This is a genomic window from Oceaniferula flava (assembly GCF_016811075.1).
Classification (GTDB): domain Bacteria; phylum Verrucomicrobiota; class Verrucomicrobiia; order Verrucomicrobiales; family Akkermansiaceae; genus Oceaniferula; species Oceaniferula flava.
Map to the genome: position 1 here is coordinate 113,520 of NZ_JAFBGL010000005.1, position 19,006 is coordinate 132,525.

16 protein-coding genes are annotated in these 19,006 nt (G+C 57.2%); 8 read left to right on the forward strand and 8 right to left on the reverse strand.

Annotated elements, in window-relative coordinates:
- Nucleotides 1-135 precede the first annotated feature (135 nt).
- A complete protein-coding gene (gene lysS, locus JO972_RS08990) occupies nucleotides 136-1,623 on the reverse strand; it encodes a lysine--tRNA ligase (RefSeq protein ID WP_309489702.1) in 1,488 nt (495 codons plus the stop codon).
- Nucleotides 1,624-1,746: 123 nt separating this feature from the next.
- On the opposite strand from lysS, the gene JO972_RS08995 reads away from it, so the two are divergent.
- From JO972_RS08995 to JO972_RS09015, 5 genes are all read left to right on the forward strand, one after another.
- Entirely contained in the window at nucleotides 1,747-2,328 is a 582-nt protein-coding gene (locus tag JO972_RS08995; RefSeq protein WP_309489703.1) for a thioredoxin-like domain-containing protein, read from the forward strand.
- A 109-nt stretch (nucleotides 2,329-2,437) separates the two neighbouring features.
- Nucleotides 2,438-3,358, forward strand: coding sequence for a heme o synthase (cyoE, locus tag JO972_RS09000; protein WP_309489704.1), 921 nt, complete (start codon nucleotides 2,438-2,440; stop codon nucleotides 3,356-3,358).
- 126 nt (nucleotides 3,359-3,484) lie between these two features.
- The gene (locus JO972_RS09005) at nucleotides 3,485-4,258 is read left to right on the forward strand and encodes a hypothetical protein (RefSeq protein WP_309489705.1); all 774 of its coding nucleotides are present in this window, start codon (nucleotides 3,485-3,487) and stop codon (nucleotides 4,256-4,258) included.
- 28 nt (nucleotides 4,259-4,286) lie between these two features.
- Entirely contained in the window at nucleotides 4,287-4,976 is a 690-nt protein-coding gene (locus JO972_RS09010; RefSeq protein WP_309489706.1) for an SCO family protein, read from the forward strand.
- A 16-nt stretch (nucleotides 4,977-4,992) separates the two neighbouring features.
- Nucleotides 4,993-5,547: a DUF420 domain-containing protein gene (locus tag JO972_RS09015; protein ID WP_309489707.1), complete on the forward strand. Its 555-nt coding sequence runs from the start codon at nucleotides 4,993-4,995 to the stop codon at nucleotides 5,545-5,547.
- 178 nt (nucleotides 5,548-5,725) lie between these two features.
- On the opposite strand, the gene JO972_RS09020 is transcribed toward JO972_RS09015, so the two are convergent.
- From JO972_RS09020 to JO972_RS09035, 4 genes are all read right to left on the reverse strand, one after another.
- Complete coding sequence (locus JO972_RS09020) at nucleotides 5,726-6,451, reverse strand: Bax inhibitor-1/YccA family protein (RefSeq protein WP_309489708.1); 726 nt, start codon at nucleotides 6,449-6,451, stop codon at nucleotides 5,726-5,728.
- Between the two features lie 59 nt (nucleotides 6,452-6,510).
- Nucleotides 6,511-6,795, reverse strand: coding sequence for a GIY-YIG nuclease family protein (locus JO972_RS09025; protein WP_309489709.1), 285 nt, complete (start codon nucleotides 6,793-6,795; stop codon nucleotides 6,511-6,513).
- A gap of 12 nt (nucleotides 6,796-6,807) precedes the next feature.
- A complete protein-coding gene (locus JO972_RS09030; protein WP_309489710.1) occupies nucleotides 6,808-9,102 on the reverse strand; it encodes an FdhF/YdeP family oxidoreductase in 2,295 nt (764 codons plus the stop codon).
- Nucleotides 9,103-9,177: 75 nt separating this feature from the next.
- Nucleotides 9,178-10,536 carry a sulfatase family protein gene (locus tag JO972_RS09035; protein WP_309489711.1) on the reverse strand — a complete coding sequence of 453 codons (1,359 nt, stop codon included), beginning with the start codon at nucleotides 10,534-10,536 and terminating at the stop codon, nucleotides 9,178-9,180.
- Between the two features lie 113 nt (nucleotides 10,537-10,649).
- Here JO972_RS09035 and JO972_RS09040 point away from each other — a divergent pair, with 113 nt between their 5' ends.
- Together JO972_RS09040 and JO972_RS09045 are read left to right on the forward strand one after the other, a co-directional pair.
- Entirely contained in the window at nucleotides 10,650-12,323 is a 1,674-nt protein-coding gene (locus JO972_RS09040; protein ID WP_309489712.1) for a formate--tetrahydrofolate ligase, read from the forward strand.
- Nucleotides 12,324-12,452: 129 nt separating this feature from the next.
- Nucleotides 12,453-13,670: a sialate O-acetylesterase gene (locus JO972_RS09045; RefSeq protein ID WP_309489713.1), complete on the forward strand. Its 1,218-nt coding sequence runs from the start codon at nucleotides 12,453-12,455 to the stop codon at nucleotides 13,668-13,670.
- A 128-nt stretch (nucleotides 13,671-13,798) separates the two neighbouring features.
- Here JO972_RS09045 and JO972_RS09050 read toward each other — a convergent pair whose 3' ends face one another.
- A complete protein-coding gene (locus JO972_RS09050; protein WP_309489714.1) occupies nucleotides 13,799-14,008 on the reverse strand; it encodes a dodecin in 210 nt (69 codons plus the stop codon).
- Nucleotides 14,009-14,197: 189 nt separating this feature from the next.
- On the opposite strand from JO972_RS09050, the gene JO972_RS09055 reads away from it, so the two are divergent.
- Nucleotides 14,198-14,410: a hypothetical protein gene (locus tag JO972_RS09055; protein WP_309489715.1), complete on the forward strand. Its 213-nt coding sequence runs from the start codon at nucleotides 14,198-14,200 to the stop codon at nucleotides 14,408-14,410.
- Between the two features lie 21 nt (nucleotides 14,411-14,431).
- On the opposite strand, the gene ispG is transcribed toward JO972_RS09055, so the two are convergent.
- Both ispG and JO972_RS09065 read right to left on the reverse strand, forming a co-directional pair.
- Nucleotides 14,432-16,213, reverse strand: a complete 1,782-nt coding sequence (gene ispG, locus JO972_RS09060; protein WP_309489716.1) for a (E)-4-hydroxy-3-methylbut-2-enyl-diphosphate synthase — start codon at nucleotides 16,211-16,213, stop codon at nucleotides 14,432-14,434.
- Between the two features lie 107 nt (nucleotides 16,214-16,320).
- On the reverse strand, nucleotides 16,321-19,002 hold the full coding sequence (locus JO972_RS09065) for a cation-transporting P-type ATPase (RefSeq protein WP_309489717.1): 2,682 nt from the start codon (nucleotides 19,000-19,002) through the stop codon (nucleotides 16,321-16,323).
- Between the last annotated feature and the right edge of the window lie 4 nt (nucleotides 19,003-19,006).

The window sequence follows — 19,006 nt, forward strand, 5'->3', positions numbered from 1 at the left end:
GACGAGAATTGCACCCGTGCGGGGCCGAGTGATGTGTGCCCACCAACAAAACAGCCCAGCGAGGTTCGCTGGGCTGCTAAGGTTTTTCCTTCTTGGGAAATGGAGTCGGCTCGAGCGACCGCTCAAAGGCTCTTGTTAGTCCTTCTTCTTAAGAAGAGGGAAGAGCACCACGTCGCGGATGGTTGGGGCGCCGGTGAGCATCATGATCAGGCGATCGATACCGATGCCGATGCCGCCTGCCGGAGGCATGCCGTTCTCGAGAGTCTCGATGAAGTCGTGGTCGATCTTCTGCTCTTCCTCGCCGCCGGCTTGGTGCTCGAGGCGCTGACGCTGGACGTCAGGATCGTTGAGCTCGGAGTAGCCGGGTGAGATTTCCTGACCGTTGATAATGAGTTCGTAAACCTCGACGGTTTCCTTGCCTTGCTCGCCGCCGGGAGTGACTTTCGCCAATGGGATGAGCTCGGAGGCGACGCGGGTGACGAAGCAGGGATCGAAGGTGTGCTCCTCGACTTTCTTTTCGAAAACTTGCTGAACCACCTCGTAATCCTCCATGCCGTCGGAGATCTGCACGCCGAGTTCATCGCACTTGGCTCGACGGGCTTCCGGAGTGATGTCGAAGAAATCATCGCCGGCGACCTCTTTGATCAGGTCGTGGTAATTGGCGCGCTTCCACGGGCGTTGCAGGTTGATGGTGCGGATGACGTTGCCTTCCTCATCCTTGTGCTCGATTTCCAGACCACCGCAGAATTTCTCCGCGAGGTGGCAGGTCATTTCCTCCACCATGTTTGCCATGGTTTCGAAATCGGCGAAGGCTTCGTAGGCTTCGAGCATGGTGAACTCAGGGTTGTGACGACGGCTGATACCTTCGTTGCGGAAGTTGCGGTTGAGTTCGAAGACCTTGGTGAAGCCACCCACTAACAGACGCTTGAGGAACAGCTCGGGTGCGATGCGCAGGGTGAGGTCCATGCCGAGCGCGTTGTGATAGGTCTCGAAGGGACGGGCGGCGGCGCCTCCGGCCACACTCTGCAGCATGGGAGTTTCCACTTCGAGGTAGCCGCGGGTGTGCAGGAAGCTGCGGATCTCGGCGATCATTTGCGAGCGCGTGAGGAACACTTTGGCGGAGCCTTCGTTCGACATCAGGTCGAGGTGGCGCTTGCGGTATTTGATTTCGCGGTCGGCCACGCCGTGCCACTTGTCGGGCATCGGACGCAGGGACTTGCTGAGCACGGTGAGTTTTTCTACCTTCACAGACGGCTCGCCTTTTCCTGTGGTGAAGGTTTCGCCTTCGACGCCAATCCAGTCGCCAAGGTCTAACAATTTGTAAGCTGCCCAGTCGGTTTCGCTGATGCCTTTTTTGTTGAGGTAAATTTGGATCCGACCTTCGACATCTCCGAGGGTGGCGAACACGGACTTGCCCATGTCGCGGATGGCGGTGAGGCGACCGGCGATAGTGACCGGTTTTTCATCGGCGAAGTCGGCCTTGAGCGCACCGGGAGTGGTGGTGGTTTCGAATTTGCCGCCGAAGGGATCGATGCCGAGCTCGCGCAGTTTGGCGAGTTTGTCGCGGCGAATGGTGATCAACTCTGCTTCGGTGGATTGTGGCGTGTCATTCTGGTCGCTCATGGGGCGCGGAGCATATGGGTATGATGAGTGATTAGTCAATGGCCATTACTCGCAGGGATGCGGGATTGATAAACCGCAAAAGCTGGTGGAGGGTGGGGCATGGGAAGATGGATTTTGATGATCATGGCACTGACCGGATCACTGAGTGCGGCGGCACTGCCGGAGCTTGAGATGTTTCGTTTGGACGCTGGAAAAAAGGAAAGTTATGAGCTGAAACCGGAGACCCGATACGTGGCGCTCTACTTTTCAGCCTCGTGGTGCGGACCGTGCCGCAAGACCACGCCATCGCTGGTGGCCGAATATCAGCGGATGCTCGAGAAAGAGAAGCAGCCGGTGGAAATCGTGCTGGTAGGCTCGGATCGCAGTGCCAAGGCGGTGGAGGATTATATGAAGAATTACCACATGCGCTGGCCCGCCCTTGAGTGGGAAGCCATTCCTGGCGTGAATAGTTTTGCTCCGGCAGGCATCCCTTACCTGGTGCTGGTCGAACGCGAGACCGGGCAGGTGATTTCCAAGGGCACTGGGCCGTCGGGGGTCGAGGCGGTGGTGACGCGGATGCGTGAATTTACCGGTGTGGCGACCGAAGAACCGTTCAAGGCGGGGAGCTTTGTGGACCGATACGGACTGCTGATAGCGGTGGCACTTTCCTGCCTTGCGATCTTCCTGTTCCAAAAATGGCGCGGTCGAAATGAGCAGGGCGCCTGAGGTCGGCTGATGTGCCACTTTGGTAGAGCACCTGCATTTCTCGTGTGAAGATTCAGTGGACAAACGGCTTCATTCAGAGCAGTAAGGGGCTTCTTTCCACCATCCTTCCATGGCACGAGTAAAAAAAGACAAAGCTCCCAACTTACGCGGCGATCTGGCCACCTTGACCAAGGTCAGGCTGAACACCTTTGTGGTGATCACCACCTTGTTTGGCTATCTGCTGGCGAGTCGGTATTTTTACGGCGTCTGGCTGAACGATGGTTGGTTGCTGTGGCACACTGTGCTGGGAACTGCCTGCACCGCCTTTGGTTCGGCCGCTTTCAACCAGCTGATGGAAATTGAGGAGGATGCGCGGATGAAACGCACGGCGGATCGCCCTCTGCCCGCCCGCAGGATGATGCCGGTGAATGCCTTCGGCATCGGCTGGGGCTTGTCGGCCTTTGGTATTATCCACCTTGCCCTGAAGGTGAACGCAGCGTCCGCCTATCTGGCTGCCACCGCCTTGGGGGTCTATGTTTTTCTCTACACGCCGCTGAAACGACGGAGCCCCACCAACACGCTCATGGGCGGCATTCCCGGCGCGATTCCTCCCATGATCGGCTGGGCCGCTGTGGCACATACGGCTGGAGGAAGCTGGACCGATGGCCAGAGCTGGTATCTTTTCGCCCTCTTGTTCCTGTGGCAGATGCCTCACTTCGTCGCTATCAGCTGGCTTTGTCGCGAGGAGTATGAGGAAGCCGGCTACTGCATGTGGACCAATGGCGATGCCTCCGGAAAGAAGACCTCAAACATTGCCGCTGGCTTTACCATTATACTGACGGCGCTGGCTCCGCTGGCACTGGTGTGGGGATACGCGAACTTGGTCTGGGTGATCGGTGGTTCTTTGGCGGGGCTGGTGATGCTTCGGTTGTGCTGGAAATTCCGCCGCGAGAGCGATCGGGCGTCGGCGCGGAAGTTGTTCTTCTACACGTTGCTTTATCTTCCGCTGGCATTGGTGCTGTTAGCCATCGGTTGGAACCAGCAGGGCTAGTCTGGATGGAGAGATATCACCTCAGCGCGGCAGGCACATCGATCTTCGCCAGAACGCGGCGAGGATGACTTGCTATCTCCAGCAAGCAGGGCTAGCTTCTCGCGGAATTCGAACTCATTGACTACTGTGGACCTGGAACCTGCCGAAAGAAACCCTGCCGAACTCAGACGCACCGCGTTGATTCTTGTTGCGATCATGATCTTGGGCGCAGCCTTTGTGCTATACGCCTATGTGCAACACGAGAGGCAACAGGACCCGGATCGACCACCCATCGTCACTAAGATCACCAAGAACTTCGCCGCCAAGAATCAGCACGGGCAACTCGTGAGCCTCTCGGATCTCGAAGGCAGTGTGTGGTTTGCCGCTCCCATCAGCGTGACGCAGCTGGACGAGAACAAACACGCGATCGCCATGCTGAAAGAGATCGCCGCGCACTATCAGGACCATGAAAAAGTCCGCTTCGTGCTGATTTCCATCGAGGGTGCTGATCAGGGCGTGGAGCCGGAACAGCTGGCCGAAGCTGCGGAAAAACTCGGCCTCACCGACGCCAAGTGGTGGTTGCTGACGACTGGCGACACCAAGAAGCAGCGCGGCTACATCAAAGATCAGCTGCGCCTCGGACTCGTGAGTGAGCGAGAGGAGGGTGACCCGGCGGGAAAATGGAAGTTTCCTTCCCAGATTGCCTTGCTCGATCCGGCCATGCACCTGCGCCAGCGTTACGATTTCCGAGAAGCCTACGAAGCTCAGAAAAAAGTCGAAGAAGCCTTGGCCGATAACCCCGAACTCAAGGACGAAGAAAATATCGATATCTATCTGCACGCGGTGAGCAAGCTGAAGGAAAAGCTCTACGCCAACACCGATTACGTGCTCGCTGAAACAACCACCGGCTCAAAGGAGTAAATTCACCCGACAGATACCCATCCATCCCATGAACGAAAAATCAAAAATCGTCACCATCTACGCCGTCGTGGCACTGATCTCGGTGCTTATTTTAGCCACTGCCTTCTACATCCGCGGCCAGCAAATCCGTCCTGAGGTCACTCCTTATTTTTCTGAAGAGACCGAGTTCGAACCACTGCTGACCCTGGACGAGGACATCACCCTGACACGTCAAGACGGCGAGCAGGTGAAGATTTCCGATCTCAAAGGCAAGGTATGGGCCTTCGCGCAGTTCTACGCCGCCTGCCCAATGTGCGCGGTGAACAACGAGCAGGGGATCAAATCGCTTTACGAGAAATTCAAAGACGAGCCGGACTTCCATGTCGTCTGTATCACGGTCGATCCCAAAACTGACCAGGTGCCACAGCTGAAAGCATACGCCGAAGCCCTCGGCGCCGACACCTCGAACTGGTGGTTCCTCACCGGTCCTGAGCAGGAGCTGAAAAAATACATGGTGGACGTGATGAAATACGATCCCATCCAAGAGCGCGAGGACGCTGCGGAGGCCGCTGAAAAAGGTGCCTTGGCTCATAATATGTCCATCGCGGTCTACAATCGAGACTTGCAAATGGTCGGACGTCGGGATCTTTTCCACGCTCGTCAGGACGGTGATGCCGTCTATGAGGAAACGGAAAAAGCCCTGCACCAAATGGTCGAGGCTGTGTTGAAACAAAACTAAGCAAACGAATCGATCGATGTCGGATTATCAAAGTTACCTCCAGCGTCAGCCAGATGCTGGGAAGTTGAAAGTGCTCACACGTGCGTCCTGGGTAGTGAGTATCCTCGTTTTTTCACTCGTTGTAGTGATGGGGAAATACAAATTGGACATTGGCATGGACCTGTCGTTTTTGCCACCGGTGCACGCGGTGCTGAACACCCTGGTGGCTATCTTTTTGGTGCTGGCTGTGGTGGCGATCAAAAATAAAAACGTCGCGCTGCACAAAGGGATGATTGGCGGAGCGGTCGCTTGCTCTGTGCTCTTCCTACTTTGCTACGTGGCCTACCACGGCACGCAGGAAGAAGTGCGTCACGGAGGTGAGGGAGCGGTTAGGATTTTCTACCTCATCCTGTTAGCCAGCCATATCATTCTCGCGGCGGTCAGCCTGCCCTTCATTCTGATCACTCTCTCTTTGGGACACACCAACCACTTTGCCCGTCACCGTAAGATGGCTCGCTGGGTGTTCCCTCTCTGGCTCTACGTTGCCGCCACCGGCCCCATCTGCTACCTGATGCTGAAGCCGTATTACTAGAATCACGTTCTTTGGAGTGCGGCGAGCGATCGCCGCTTTCCATCCTGCAACAACATTGGCCTCCACAAGACCCGTATATCAGAAGGCCAGAGCCGACTTCCACCTTTCCAAGTCCCCAAAAAAGGCGGCGATTGCTCGCCGCCTTCCAAAGGGTTTATAGGGATGACCTTCGTCAGAATTAGTCCCGCGACATGAAGATGCGCAGGATGTAGTAGAACATCAGGGCGACGCTGGCGAAGAGTCCCAGCGAGGCGGCCACATACTGGTTGGTGTTGTAGTGGTGGATGATGTTGCTGGTGCTGTAGAGAATACTACCGGCAGCCAGAATCACCATGGCCACGGAGAACCACAGGCCGAGGGTGATGAAGCCGGGGAAGACGATCGAGAGCACAATCAGCCCGATCGCAATCAGCCCGACAATTTTCAGCATGCCGCCGAGGAAGGAAAAATCTTTCTTAGTGGTAAAAGCGATCACCGAGAGGCCGAGGAAAAGCAACATTGTCACGCCGCCAGCTTTCATGATCAGGCTGGTGTCACCGACCTGCCATTTGGCCATCAGCAAGAGTGGCAGGAAGATCAGAGCCTCCGCCGCCACATAGACGCTGAGACCCAGATACTGCATGCCTTTTGAGGTGTCACTGTTCGCCCACTTATCGGCGATCCATGAGACGGCCATGAAACCACCGAGCACCATCAGCCAGCTGTATGGGCTCTTGGCGAGGAGATTGAAAACGGTGATCTCAATGCCGGGGATCGACATCAACGCCGCTTCGATCAGGGCGAATACAAGAATCGCTCCGGCCAGGTGACCGTAGGTCTTGCGAATAAAGGCAGCACGAACATCCACCGGCTGGGCAGCCACGGTGTAAGGGTTCGCGTAGGGGCTTGAATAAGGATTTTCCATAGCAGGAAACTAACCTGAAAAGGCAAGTCTGCCAGTGAAATTCACTCCATTTTCACCAATCACTTGAACTTCTTGTCCATCCCCATGTCGTGCTTGTGGGTGATCGACTCCAGCATCTGGGTGTTGGTTTTGTGTTTGCGCAGGCTTTCCTCCAGGCGGAGCGCGTCGTTGCGTGAAAGCGGCTCGCTGTACCATTCCATCTGCCAGGGTTTGAAGGGTTTGGTTCCTTTATACTGGCCCTTATTGTGCGCCTGCAGTTCGGTTTCGGCGTCTTCGGCTTTCCCCACGAATCGACGATTCATGCGGTTCTTGAGAATGTAAACTTGGTAGAGATTGGTGGACATGGCTGGGCTTGGTTAGGCTGAGGGTTTGACGGTGATCTCGATGCCCTTGCTGGTGGGCGTGTTGCTTTCCAGTGCGGTGGATTCCACCGGGACTAAGACATTCGCCTCGGGGAAATAGGCGGCGGCCGAGCCGGCGGGCATGTCGTAGGGAATTGCGTAGAACTCCTCGGCGGTGCGCTCTCCGTCTTCCCAGTGGCTGATGATATCGACCAAGGAAACCGGCGAGATGCCTCGCTCTTTCATGTCGTCCGGGTTGAGGAAGATGATTCGGCGTCCCGTGCCGATGCCGCGGTATCGATCGTTCAGGCCGTAGACGGTGGTGTTGTATTGATCGTGACTGCGCAAGGTCTGCAGTCCGAGTCGACCGTCTGCAGGTTCGAACTGTTCTAACAAGCTATCGCTAAACTCCGCCTTGCCACTCGCTGTTTTCCACACTCGCTGCTTCGCGGTGTTCGGCAGGTAGAAGCCGCCGGGGTGGCGGACTTGTTGGTTGTAGGGGGCGAAGCCGGGGATGACTTTTTCGATGAGGTCGCGGATCCGATCGTAGTCTTCGACCAGCCAGCGCCACTTGGTTTTCTCGGTGTTGCCCACCGTGGCCTCGGCGATGCCGGCGATGATGGCTGGCTCGCTGAGCAGTTCCGGAGAGGACGGGGTGAGCTTTCCTTTGGACATGTGCACGATGCCCATCGAGTTCTCGCAGGTGACAAATTGATCGCCGCTTTTCTGCGTGTCGCGTTCGCTGCGACCGAGGCAGGGTAGGATCAGTGCGGTCTTGCCGTGCACCAAGTGGCTGCGGTTTAGCTTGGTGGAAATGTGGACAGTCAGTGAGCAGTTCTGCAGCGCCTTGGCGGTGAAGCTGGTGTCCGGGCTGGCCTGGAGGAAGTTGCCACCGAGGGCGATGAAGACTTTCCCCGGCTCGCGGTGCATCGCGAGGATGGCTTCCACGGTGTCGTAGCCGTGTTCGCGATTGGTGGTGATGCCGAACTCGCGGTCCATGGCGTCGTGGAACCAGGCTGGCATTTTTTCGAAGATGCCGACGGTGCGGTCGCCCTGCACGTTGCTGTGACCACGCACCGGACAGAGGCCGGCGCCGAGTCGGCCAATCGCGCCTAACATCATGTGCAGGTTACAGACCTCGCGGATGGTGGCCACGGCATTGCGGTGCTGGGTGAGGCCCATTGCCCAGCAGGTGACGAGCTTGCGTTCGCCGCGTAAAATGGTGTCGGCCAGTTGTTGGATTTCCTCTTTAGCGATGCCGCACTTCTCGGTGATGTTCTCCCAAGTGACGGCCTCGCAGCGGGTGCGGTAGGCATCGATCCCCTGGGTGTGCTCGGCGATGAATTTTTCGTCCAGTGCGCCGCGTTCGAAGAACTCCTTGCCGAGACCGCGCAGCAGGGCCAGGTCGCCGTTGACTTTGACCTGCAGGTATTGCGACGCGAGTGGCGTCGATTTCCCTAACATGCCGGAGATTTTCTGCGGATGCGCGAAGCCCATCAAGCCGGCCTCCTTCAGCGGGTTCACGGCGATGATTTTGCCACCATTTTCCACGCACTTCTCCAGCGATGCCAGCATCCGCGGGTGGTTGGTGCCGGGGTTCTGACCGATGCAGATAATGGTTTCCGCCTCGTGTAAATCGTCCAGAGTGACGGTGCCCTTGCCCACGCCCACAGCCTGCCCCATGGCGGTGCCGCTGGACTCGTGGCACATGTTCGAGCAGTCAGGCAGGTTGTTGGTGCCGAAGTGGCGGATGAATGCCTGATAGAGGAAAGCCGCTTCGTTCGATGCCCGACCGGAGGTGTAGAAAATGCCGTCGTCCGGAGTCTCCAGCTTGTTCAGCTCCTTGCCGATCAGGGCGAAGGCATCGTCCCAGGAGATCGGCTCGTAGTGGCTGCTGCCCTCGCGCAGCACCATCGGTTCAGTGAGGCGGCCTTGCTGGTCGTGCCAGTAATCGCTCTGTTCCAGCAGCTCGTCGATGCTGTGTTTCTTGAAAAAGGATCGGTCGATCTGACGAGTTGTCGCTTCCGAGGCGATGGCTTTGGCTCCGTTCTCACAAAATTCGGTTTGTGCCCGGTGGTCGTCAGGGTCAGGCCAGGCGCAGCTTGGGCAATCGAAGCCATCGGTCTGGTTCAGATCGAGCAGCGCCTTGGTGCCGCGCACCGGACCGGCGGTGCGCATCACGTGGTTCATGGAGGAAACCACGGCCGTCGCTCCAGCCGCAGATGTTTTCGGTTTCCCTACCTTGGGGGCCTTGTCCTCATGCGGGGGTTCGCCTTCATCCAAGCTGTGCTTGCTGTCATCAGATGCCATGGGCAGAGCATAGAGCGAATTGGCGATTCAGGAAAGCCATGAGATTGTCCTTTTTTGTGCCGATTGTGGCTCGGTTTACTCTGCGGCCGAGCCATCCCACCAGCCATCGAGCTCCTTGCGGAGTTCGGCCACACGGTCGGGATGCTTGTCGGCGAGGTTGACCTTTTCAAAGGGATCAGCCTGGAGGTCATACAGTTCCGGTTTGCCCTCCGGGTTGTTAGCATTGCCGTTGAGCTTGCCGGCGACTTTGGGGGCGGGGAAATTGTTGGGGTTGTAAACGATCAGCTTCCACTTGCCTTGAACCACATAGCGCGATTCCAGGTTGGCCACCCGCTGATCCACGCCGATGATGTTGTGTGAGTGGTCGGCACCAAAGACGGTGTTGCGTTTCTGCAGGGCAGCGCGATCGCGGAGGTCGAGCCCGGTCATGGCGGCGGGGACTTTCACACCGGCGATTTTCAACAGGGTGGGTGCGATATCGATGGAGGAAACCGGGGTGTTCAGGTCCATCACAGGCTTGATGTGGTTGGGCCATTTGATGGTGAGCGGAGTGCGCACGCCACCTTCGTGAACATCTTGCTTCGAGAGCGCTGCAAAGCGTGGGCTGTCAGGGCGCTGGATCCAGCCGTTATCGGTGAGGAAAATGATCACCGTGTTGTCGCTGAGGCCACGTTGGTCCAGCTCACCGAGGAGCTCGCCGCAGGTTTGGTCGAACCATTCCACCATCGCGTAGTAGCGGGCGATGTGGGGTGACTTGACCAGTTTTTGGTATTTCTCAAACAGGGCCTTGGGTGGGGTGTGGGGCGTGTGCGGCAGGAAGGGCGCGTGCCAGAGGAAGAAGGGTTTGTTTTCCTTCTTGGCGATGTCGAGGAACTCGCGAGTGGCATCGATCCCCTTGCGTGAGATCTCCAGACCTTTGTCGCCGTGGCGGGCGCCGCGTGCCGGATCGCCGTGGCTCAGGGCGTGTTGGAAGCCGGACGTTTTGGGGTCGCCCTCCCACCACTTGCCTTGCTGCATGGTGATGTAACCTGCGTCCTTGAGCAGACCTGCCAGGCCGGCGTGCTTCTTGAAGTCACGATAAAGCTGCTGGTGCTGTGCTGCGCCCTCTTTGCTGGTGCGGGGGATCTTTTTGCCGTCTTTGCCCAGCAGGTCGTTGCCGGTGATGCCCGTTTGGTAAGGATAGAGACCGGTGAAGATGGAGGCGAGCGAGGGACGACAGAGCGGAGCGGCGACGTATCCGCGGGTGTAGGTCAGCGATTCCGCTGCCAGCTTGTCGAGCGCCGGGGTGTCGATTTGCTCGTGGCCCATGAAGCTGTAATCGGTCCACGCCTGGTCATCCGATAAGATGATCACGATGTTAGGTTTGGCCGCGTAGAGCGAACTGGAAAGGAGTAGGGGGAGCAGTAGCCGGAGAATAAGGTGTTTGGGATGCATGGTGATAATGTGGAAATGATGTTGAAGATCGGAGCGTGTGGGGACAGGCTGTAATGGAAAAATGGACAGGTGAAAAACCTTTTTAACTCGGCGCGATAGGCTAGGTTTTCCGCATGGGTGACATTGAAATTGCACAGAAGAATAAAATGGAACGGATCGCCGCCCTGGCGAAGGAAAAGCTAGGTATCAGCGAAGAGCACCTCGAGCCATACGGACATTACAAAGCGAAGATTTCACTCGATTATCTGGAAACTCTGAAGGAACGACCTGATGGGAAACTGATCCTCGTCACCGCCATTTCACCCACACCCGCAGGGGAAGGCAAAACCACCACCAGCGTGGGCCTCACCGATGCCTTGAACCGGATCGGCAAAAAAGCCGCCGTCTGCCTGCGTGAGCCGTCGCTCGGCCCTTGCTTCGGCATGAAAGGTGGCGCCGCCGGCGGTGGCTACGCCCAGGTGGTGCCGATGGAGGATATCAACCTGCACTTCACCGGCGACTTCCACGCCATCGGACTGGCAAACAATTTGCTCGCCGCCATGGTCGATAATCACATCCACCACGGTAATAGCCTGGCCATTGATCAACGCCGCGTGGTCTGGCGTCGGGTGGTGGATATGAACGATCGCGCACTACGCGAAATCACCGTCGCTCTGGGTGGCATGAGCAATGGGTTCCCACGCACCGATGGCTTTGATATCGTGGTGGCTTCCGAGGTGATGGCGATCTTTTGCCTGGCCACATCCCTCGGGGAGCTCAAGGAGCGCCTGGGCAATATCATCGTCGGTTATACCCGAAAAAGAGAACCGATCCGCGCGCGTGAACTCAATGCCCACGGAGCCATGACCGTGCTGCTCAAGGATGCCTTTCAGCCGAACCTCGTGCAGACGCTCGAGGGGAACATGGCCTTCATTCACGGAGGACCCTTTGCCAACATTGCGCACGGCTGCAACTCCGTGATCGCCACCCAGTCGGCGCTGAAGTTGGCCGACTACGTGGTCACCGAAGCCGGCTTTGGCGCTGACCTAGGAGCGGAAAAATTCATCGATATCAAGTGCCGCAAGTCCGGCCTGAAGCCCGACGCCTCGGTGGTGGTCGCGACTATCAGGGCCTTGAAATACCACGGCGGCGCCGATGTCAAAGAGCTTGAGCAGGAGAACTTGGACGCTCTCGAAAAGGGTATCAAAAACCTCGAGCGCCACGTGCGCAACGTGCGCGAGCACTGGGGGCTTCCGTGCGTTGTGGCGATCAACCGATTCAGTGCCGACACCCAGGCGGAGATCGACCTGCTGCGTCAAAAGCTCGGCCACCTGCAAGTGGAGGTCGTGCTCGCAGAACATTGGGCGAAAGGTGGAGCGGGTGCCGAAGAGCTCGCCCACGCGGTGGTGGATACCATCGACAAATGCCCCGCCAGTTTCCAACTCACCTACGAGGACGATCTGCCGCTGTGGCAGAAAATGGAGACCCTCGCGAAGAAGATTTACTCCGCCAGTGAAGTGGTCGCCGACACCAAAATTCGCGCCCAGGTCAAACGTCTTCAGGACGCCGGCTTTGGCGACTACCCGATCTGTGTGGCCAAAACCCAATACTCCTTCTCCACCGATGCCAAGTTGTTAGGTGCGCCCGAAGACCACGTGGTGAAAGTCCGCGAAGTCCGCCTCGCTGCCGGTGCCGAATTTGTCATCATGATCTGCGGCGACATCATGACCATGCCCGGCCTACCCAAAGTCCCCGCCGCCGAACGCATCGATCTCGACGAGAACGGCACCGTGGTCGGGCTGTTTTAGAAAGAACGGAGCGTGGACATTCCTGTTCACATCTTGCTAGGCCAGTCGGCGGACAGGAATGTCCGCCCTCCGTTCGAATGGGGGAGTTTGTTTTGGAAAGATGGAGCCGCTGTGTGTAGTAATGTTCTTATGATACTTCGTTCTATTTCCCTGTTGCGATCGCGCACGGTCGTGGCGCTGTTTGGTTTTTTTGCGGTGATTGGCTTTGGTCAGGCGGCGGAGAAGAAGCCGTTGAAGGTGTTTGTGCTGGTCGGGCAGTCGAACATGCAGGGGCATGCGCGGGTGACGACTTTGGAGCATTTGGCGATGGACGCGAAGTCGGTGCCGATGCTGAAATCGATTCAAAACGACGACGGCTCGGCCCGCGTGTTTGAGGATGTGCGGATGGCGTATTTATCGTCGAAAGGTCTGAAAACCGGGCCGCTGACCACAGGTTTCGGCGGGGATGAAACCAAGATCGGGCCGGAGCTCACCTTTGGCATCACCATGCGGGAGAAACTCGCCGAGCCGATTTTGATCATCAAGGCGGCTTGGGGCGGCAAGAGCTTGAATACAGATTTTCGGCCTCCGAGCGCGGGGCCATATGTTTTGAATGAGACGCAGCTGGAGAAGTTTCAGAAGCAGGGGAAAGACCTGGCGAAGCTGAAGGCAGAGAAGCAAAAAGCCACGGGACATTATTACCGACTCACATTGCAGCATGTGAAAACGGTGCTGGCCGATATTTCCAAGGTCTATCCTGATTACGATGCCGATCAGGGCTATCAACTGAGTGGTCTGGTGTGGTTCCAAGGGTGGAATGATCTGGTGGCAAACGATGTCTATCCGAACCGATCCAAGGCTGGCGGCTATGATGAATACACCGATCTGCTTCAGCACCTGATCCGCGATTTCAGAAAGGATCTTGCCGCGCCGAAACTTCCAGTGGTGATTGGGGTGTTAGGTGTGGGTGGTCCCACGGAAAAATATGGGCCTGAGCAAAAACGCCACCAAGCGATGCACCAACATTTCCGCGATGCCATGGCCGCCGCGGCCAAGGGAGCGGAGTTTAAAGGTAATGTCACGGCGGTGCTCACCGAGAACTACTGGGACATGGAACTCGATGCCCTCAGCAAGCGCGACGCGAAGCTGGGCAGGGAGGTGAAAAAAATCCAGAAGGAGAAAAAGCTGAACGGCAAGGAGGCGAAGGCGCTGAAGCAGACGATGCGCGAGAAGGAATTCACTGCTCGCGAGTTAGAGAGCTTGAAAAAAGGAATCTCTAACGGCGGCTACCACTACCTGGGATCCGCAAAGATTCTGGGAGGCATCGGGCAGGGGTTTGCCGAGGCGATGCTGGAGATGGTGGAGTGACTTTTTTTTGAGACAGAATTAACAGAATTTTTCAGAATTAGATTTGGCTGCATGCGTATCAAAATCCTGCTCATTCTGAAAATTCTGTCCAGCGCCACAGGCATCAACCCCAGCGCACTTGAGAGATGTTACCCGGAAATGGTGAAGCCGATTTTGACGGTCACTTGGAAATGGGCGACCTGTTGGTTGTCGATGTGGCCGCGGGTTTCCACGACTTCGAACCAGCGCATGTTGCGCACGCTTTCAGCGGCTTTGGCGATGGCGTTCTTGATGGCGTCATCGGAGGAAACGGTGGATGAGCCTACGAGTTCGATTTTTTTGTAGATATGATCAGACATACTTAGAGTCTATCATGGGATGAAGGTTTTGCCAGAAACGATCTGCTGGAAGTGGGGGAGGCAGAAAGTTTGCACTGTATTTTCACTTCACAGCTTCCTGAGCTGGTGCATGGTGAGGGCATGCCGTCAAGGGGTCGTCATCAAAGTTCATCGAGCGAATGCCTGCGGGCGATTCGCAAGATCGAGGCGATGCCAGGTGTCACCGGTGTGATCATTGGTCGGTCCTACGGAGGGAAGTCGTTAGGCAAGCAGGGGAAAACCGGAGCCATCCGCGTGCAGCGAGAAGTTTCCGGCGGACTGAAGGCGGTGACGCAGAGCTCGAAGGGACTGCAGGAGCTTTTTATCCGCACTGTGGAAGGTGCGGCGAAGGATGTTTGGGAAGCGATCGAGCAGGGTGCTTGACACACCGTGCTGGGCGCGCCCTTAGGCCACAGGTGCCTCGATCCATTTGTCGTGCTCTTTGATCAGATCGATCAAGCGGTCCACGGCCTCGGCCTCGGGGATGTTGAACTTCACGGCCTGTTTGCCAACGTAGAGGTTAATCTTGCTGGGGGCGCCACCGACATAGCCGAAATCGGCGTCGGCCATTTCGCCAGGTCCGTTGACGATACAGCCCATGACAGCGATGCGAACTCCTTTGAGGTGACCGGTGGCAGCGCGGATCTTCTGCGTGGTTTCCTGTAGGTTGAAGAGGGTTCTACCGCAGGATGGGCAGGCGACGTAATCGGTCTTGAAAATGCGCGAGCCGGCAGCCTGGAGGATGTTGTAGGAGAGACGCAGCGATTGTCCGGGTGCCTGTTCGCCCTGCACCAGAATCGCATCGCCAATGCCATCGCAGAGCAGCGAACCAATGTTCCGCGCAGCGGTGATCAGGGTGTTGATGAAGTCGGCGTTGGCGTCATTACTGGGCGTGAGGGTGTCCTTCAGCAGGATGGGATGATGGGCGGCGAGCTTGGATGCCAACAGGCGGAATGCGTGGATGACTGCGGCATCGTGGCAGCCATCGGCCACGGTGACCAGCTGGGGTGTTTTCATCTGGTTAATCAGCTGAATGGAAGCGGTGTCCCAAGGGTCGACCTCATGAACCACGGAATCCTCCAGGACGATTTCCGGAGTGAAGTCGCCCAGCTTATCGATCTTATGCGCTAGCGCGTCCCACTTTTCGCGCGAGGTGAAGACGCGGATGGTGTTATCGCAACCGAGCTTGTGACCATTGATTTCCAGCTCGTGGCTGTGGCGGCGTTCGTAAGAGAAGGGATTGTAGGAAAGTGTGCCTCGCTGGCTGCCGGTGGGATCGACTGGGAGGTGGGACTTTTCAATGTTGGCAATGATCGCCTTGGCCACCGGGATCTCGTGGATGGCGTCCTCGGTGAGGGAGACTCGGATGGTGTCGCCCACGCCATCGGCTAACAGCGATCCGATACCGATGGCCGACTTGATCCGACCATCTTCGCCATCGCCAGCTTCGGTGACGCCGAGGTGGATGGGGTAGTTCCAGTCCGGTCCCTCATTTTCCAGGCGGGCAACCAACAGGCGGTAGGCCTCGATCATGACTTTTGGGTTGGATGCCTTCATCGAGAAACAGAAATTGTGGTAGTCGAGATCGCGGGCGATGCGGGCGAACTCAAACGCGCTCTCACACATGCCGAGTGGCGTGTCGCCGTAGCGGTTCATGATGCGATCGGAAAGTGAGCCGTGGTTGGTGCCGATGCGCATCGCGCGGCCAAGCTCCTTGCAGAGCTCCACCAAGGGAGCGAAGTCTTCGCGGATACGCTCTAACTCCTCCGCGTATTGCTCATCGGTGTATTCGCGGATTTCGAACTTTTTCTTATCGGCGTAGTTGCCGGGATTGACGCGGATTTTCTCCACCCACTTGGCGGCTTCGAAGGCTGCGTCGGGTTTGAAATGGATGTCAGCGACCAGGGGCACATCGCAGCCGGCGGCACGGACTCCATCGCGGATGTTTTCCAAATTTTCCGCATACTTCTTGGTCTGCGCGGTGATTCGGACAATTTCGCAACCGGCCTCGGCCAGATCGAGCACCTGTTTCACGCAGGCCTCGGTGTCGCGGGTGTCCGAAGTGATCATCGACTGCACCCTGATGGGGTTATCACCACCGATGCCGACATTGCCGACCATGATTTCGCGGGTCTTGCGGCGTGAATAGGCAAAGTAGTCGGGGCAGTAATGCAAGTCGGTGGACATGGGGGAGAGAATCAGGAATCAGGCGGAAAGAGTCAAGATAAGTGTCCTTAAAGCGGGAGGAAAGGATGGTTTCCAGCCACGGACTCTTTCTGTCGCTGCGGTCCGGATCATGCTGGTTGTCTGAGCTTCTGCAGGCGCAGGCGGATTTGCTTCTCGGTTTCCACGATCAATAAGAGCACGATACCTACTCCGACGATGATCAAGCCATCGACAAATGGCACGGCGGCGGTGCCGAAAACTGATTGAAGTGGAGGTAGATAGGTGATTACGAACTGCGCCACGGTGATGACGATGACCGTGGCCCATACCATTTTCGTGCCGCGGACCAGCTGCCAGGTGAGCGAGGTGCCGTAAATGTTCCGAATGAAGAAGAGGTGGAAAATCTCCATCACGACGAGGGTGTTGAGCGCGATTGTCCGTGCCAGTTCCAAGGAGTAGCCCCGATCGATGGCGTAGGTATACATGCCAAAGACGCCAGCTAGAAATAGTCCGGCGACAAGCACAATATGCCACGCGAGGGCGCCATCCAACAGCGGCTCATTTCTGCAGCGAGGTTTGCGATGCATGGTCCCGACCTCGGTGGGCTCGAATGCCAGGGCAATGCCGAGCGTGACTCCGGTGATCAGATTGGCCCAGAGGATTTGCACAGCGGTGATCGGCAGCGACATCCCCAAGAGCAGAGCGGCGACGATGGTCATGGCCTCGCCGGCATTGGTCGGCAGGGTCCAGCTGATCACCTTTTTAATATTGTCATAGACGGTGCGACCCTCGCGGACGGCAGCGGTGATGGAGGAAAAATTATCATCGGCGAGAATCAGCTCGGCGGCTTCCTTGGCGGCTTCGCTGCCGCTGACACCCATGGCGATGCCTGCGTCAGCCCGTTTCAGGGCAGGGGCGTCATTGACCCCGTCTCCGGTCATTGCGACCGTGAGATCGTGCGATTGCAAGGCCATCACCAAGCGTAGTTTGTGCTCGGGGCTGGTGCGGGCGAAGATGTTCGTATCGATGACTGCTCTCGCCAGCTCGGCGTCATCCATGGCCTCGAGATCGGCTCCGGTGAGGACGTGGTCCGGATTTTTTAAACCGATTTGTTTACCGATTGCTGCAGCGGTTCCGCGGTGGTCACCGGTGATCATTTTGACAGCGATCCCCGCACTGTGGCATTCCGCGACGGCTGCGGCGGATTGCTCGCGTGGTGGGTCCATTAATCCGACAAGCCCCAGGAGCACCAGCCCATTTCCAACATCGGAAAAAACCAGCTCTGTTAGCTCCGTGGGAACCGGCTTCACTGCGATGGCTAGAACGCGCTGCCCGAGTGCCGCAATTTCCTCGGCCTTTTCCAGCCAATAGGGGCCGTCCAATGGGGAAACCTGATCTCTTTCACTGCGTTGATATTGGCACATGGCCAAGATGCGTTCGGGCGCACCTTTCACTGAGATGAGAGCATCGTTATCGTGCTGATCTAAGGTGGCCATGAAGCGATGTTTGGCATCAAATGGAATGATGTCAGAGCGCGTCCATGAGCTGCTATCGGCAGTTGTTTTGGCGGATAAGGCAAGGAGTGCGCCTTCCATCGGATCTCCCTCGATGGTCCAGCCGTTTTCGTTTTCTTGCAACGAAGCATCATTGCACAATGCGGCCGATCGACCTAATTCTCGAAGGATCTCGTGCTCGTCAGCGGTGACGGTTTCCCCGTCTAGTTTGATGCGACCGTGTGGCTCGTAACCGTTTCCTTCGATGGTGAACAGGTGCTGTGAGGTCACCACAGAGGCGACCATCATTTCATTCCGTGTGAGAGTGCCTGTCTTGTCGGTGCAGATCACGGAGACGGAGCCGATGGTTTCGATGGCTGGAAGTCGGCGGACGATGGCATTCCGTTTCGCCATGGCCTGCACGCCCACGGCTAGAGTGATGGTAAGAACGGCGGGTAGCCCCTCGGGGATGGCGGCCACGGAGAGGCCGACCACGGACATGAACAGCTCGGCAAAGTCGAAGTGAGCGATAAAATATCCGTAGGCAAGCAACACTCCGCCGAGCAGTAGGATCAACACGGTGAGCCACTTCGCAAAGAGGCTCATCTGGCGGACAAGCGGGGTGGTGAGGGTTTCGACCTCGGATAACATGCCGCTGATCTGTCCGATTTCTGTTTCGCCCGCAGTTGCTACAACGACTCCTTTCCCAGTGCCACTGGTCACCAGCGTGCCACTGAATGCCATGCAGTGGCGGTCTCCCAGGGCGGCGTCTTCTGGAACTCGGTGGGTGGATTTTTCTACGGCTAGGGACTCGCCTGTGAGGATGGACTCCTGGACTTGGAGTCGGCGGGCATCGAGTAGGCGTAGGTCGGCGGGAACTTTATCGCCAGCTTCTAACAAAACGATATCTCCAACCACAAGGCTCTCGCCATCGACACTGCGCCGAAGCCCATTCCGGATCACCGATGCGTGCAGGGCGAGCATGCGGTGAATGGCATCCATCGCCTTCTCGGCCTTGCCTTCCTGAATGAAACCGATGGTGGCATTGGCAATGACCACGGCCAGGATGACCAAGGTATCAATGCTGTGTCCGAGTGCGGCGGTGATGATTGCCGCTCCCAGCAGGACGTAGATCAGGATGTTGTGAAAATGCAGGAAAAAGCGTACCAGTGGGCTGTGCTTGGGGGCTGCGGGCAGTCGGTTCGGGCCATGCTCACGGAGCCTCGCCTCCGCCTCATCGTGGCTGAGTCCATCGGCGCTAGTGTTGAGTTTTTCCAGAACCTCTTTCTCGGATTGATGATGCCAGTTAGAATCCATGATG

What these genes read in the sequence shown, in the direction of transcription:
- lysS (WP_309489702.1), bottom strand. Translation starts at nt 1,623, where the DNA reads ATGAGCGACCAGAATGACACGCCACAATCCACCGAAGCAGAGTTGATC.
- JO972_RS08995 (WP_309489703.1), top strand. Translation starts at nt 1,747, where the DNA reads ATGGCACTGACCGGATCACTGAGTGCGGCGGCACTGCCGGAGCTTGAG.
- cyoE (WP_309489704.1), top strand. Translation starts at nt 2,438, where the DNA reads ATGGCACGAGTAAAAAAAGACAAAGCTCCCAACTTACGCGGCGATCTG.
- JO972_RS09010 (WP_309489706.1), top strand. Translation starts at nt 4,287, where the DNA reads ATGAACGAAAAATCAAAAATCGTCACCATCTACGCCGTCGTGGCACTG.
- JO972_RS09015 (WP_309489707.1), top strand. Translation starts at nt 4,993, where the DNA reads ATGTCGGATTATCAAAGTTACCTCCAGCGTCAGCCAGATGCTGGGAAG.
- JO972_RS09020 (WP_309489708.1), bottom strand. Translation starts at nt 6,451, where the DNA reads ATGGAAAATCCTTATTCAAGCCCCTACGCGAACCCTTACACCGTGGCT.
- JO972_RS09025 (WP_309489709.1), bottom strand. Translation starts at nt 6,795, where the DNA reads ATGTCCACCAATCTCTACCAAGTTTACATTCTCAAGAACCGCATGAAT.
- JO972_RS09030 (WP_309489710.1), bottom strand. Translation starts at nt 9,102, where the DNA reads ATGGCATCTGATGACAGCAAGCACAGCTTGGATGAAGGCGAACCCCCG.
- JO972_RS09035 (WP_309489711.1), bottom strand. Translation starts at nt 10,536, where the DNA reads ATGCATCCCAAACACCTTATTCTCCGGCTACTGCTCCCCCTACTCCTT.
- JO972_RS09040 (WP_309489712.1), top strand. Translation starts at nt 10,650, where the DNA reads ATGGGTGACATTGAAATTGCACAGAAGAATAAAATGGAACGGATCGCC.
- JO972_RS09045 (WP_309489713.1), top strand. Translation starts at nt 12,453, where the DNA reads ATGATACTTCGTTCTATTTCCCTGTTGCGATCGCGCACGGTCGTGGCG.
- JO972_RS09050 (WP_309489714.1), bottom strand. Translation starts at nt 14,008, where the DNA reads ATGTCTGATCATATCTACAAAAAAATCGAACTCGTAGGCTCATCCACC.
- JO972_RS09055 (WP_309489715.1), top strand. Translation starts at nt 14,198, where the DNA reads ATGCCAGGTGTCACCGGTGTGATCATTGGTCGGTCCTACGGAGGGAAG.
- ispG (WP_309489716.1), bottom strand. Translation starts at nt 16,213, where the DNA reads ATGTCCACCGACTTGCATTACTGCCCCGACTACTTTGCCTATTCACGC.
- JO972_RS09065 (WP_309489717.1), bottom strand. Translation starts at nt 19,002, where the DNA reads ATGGATTCTAACTGGCATCATCAATCCGAGAAAGAGGTTCTGGAAAAA.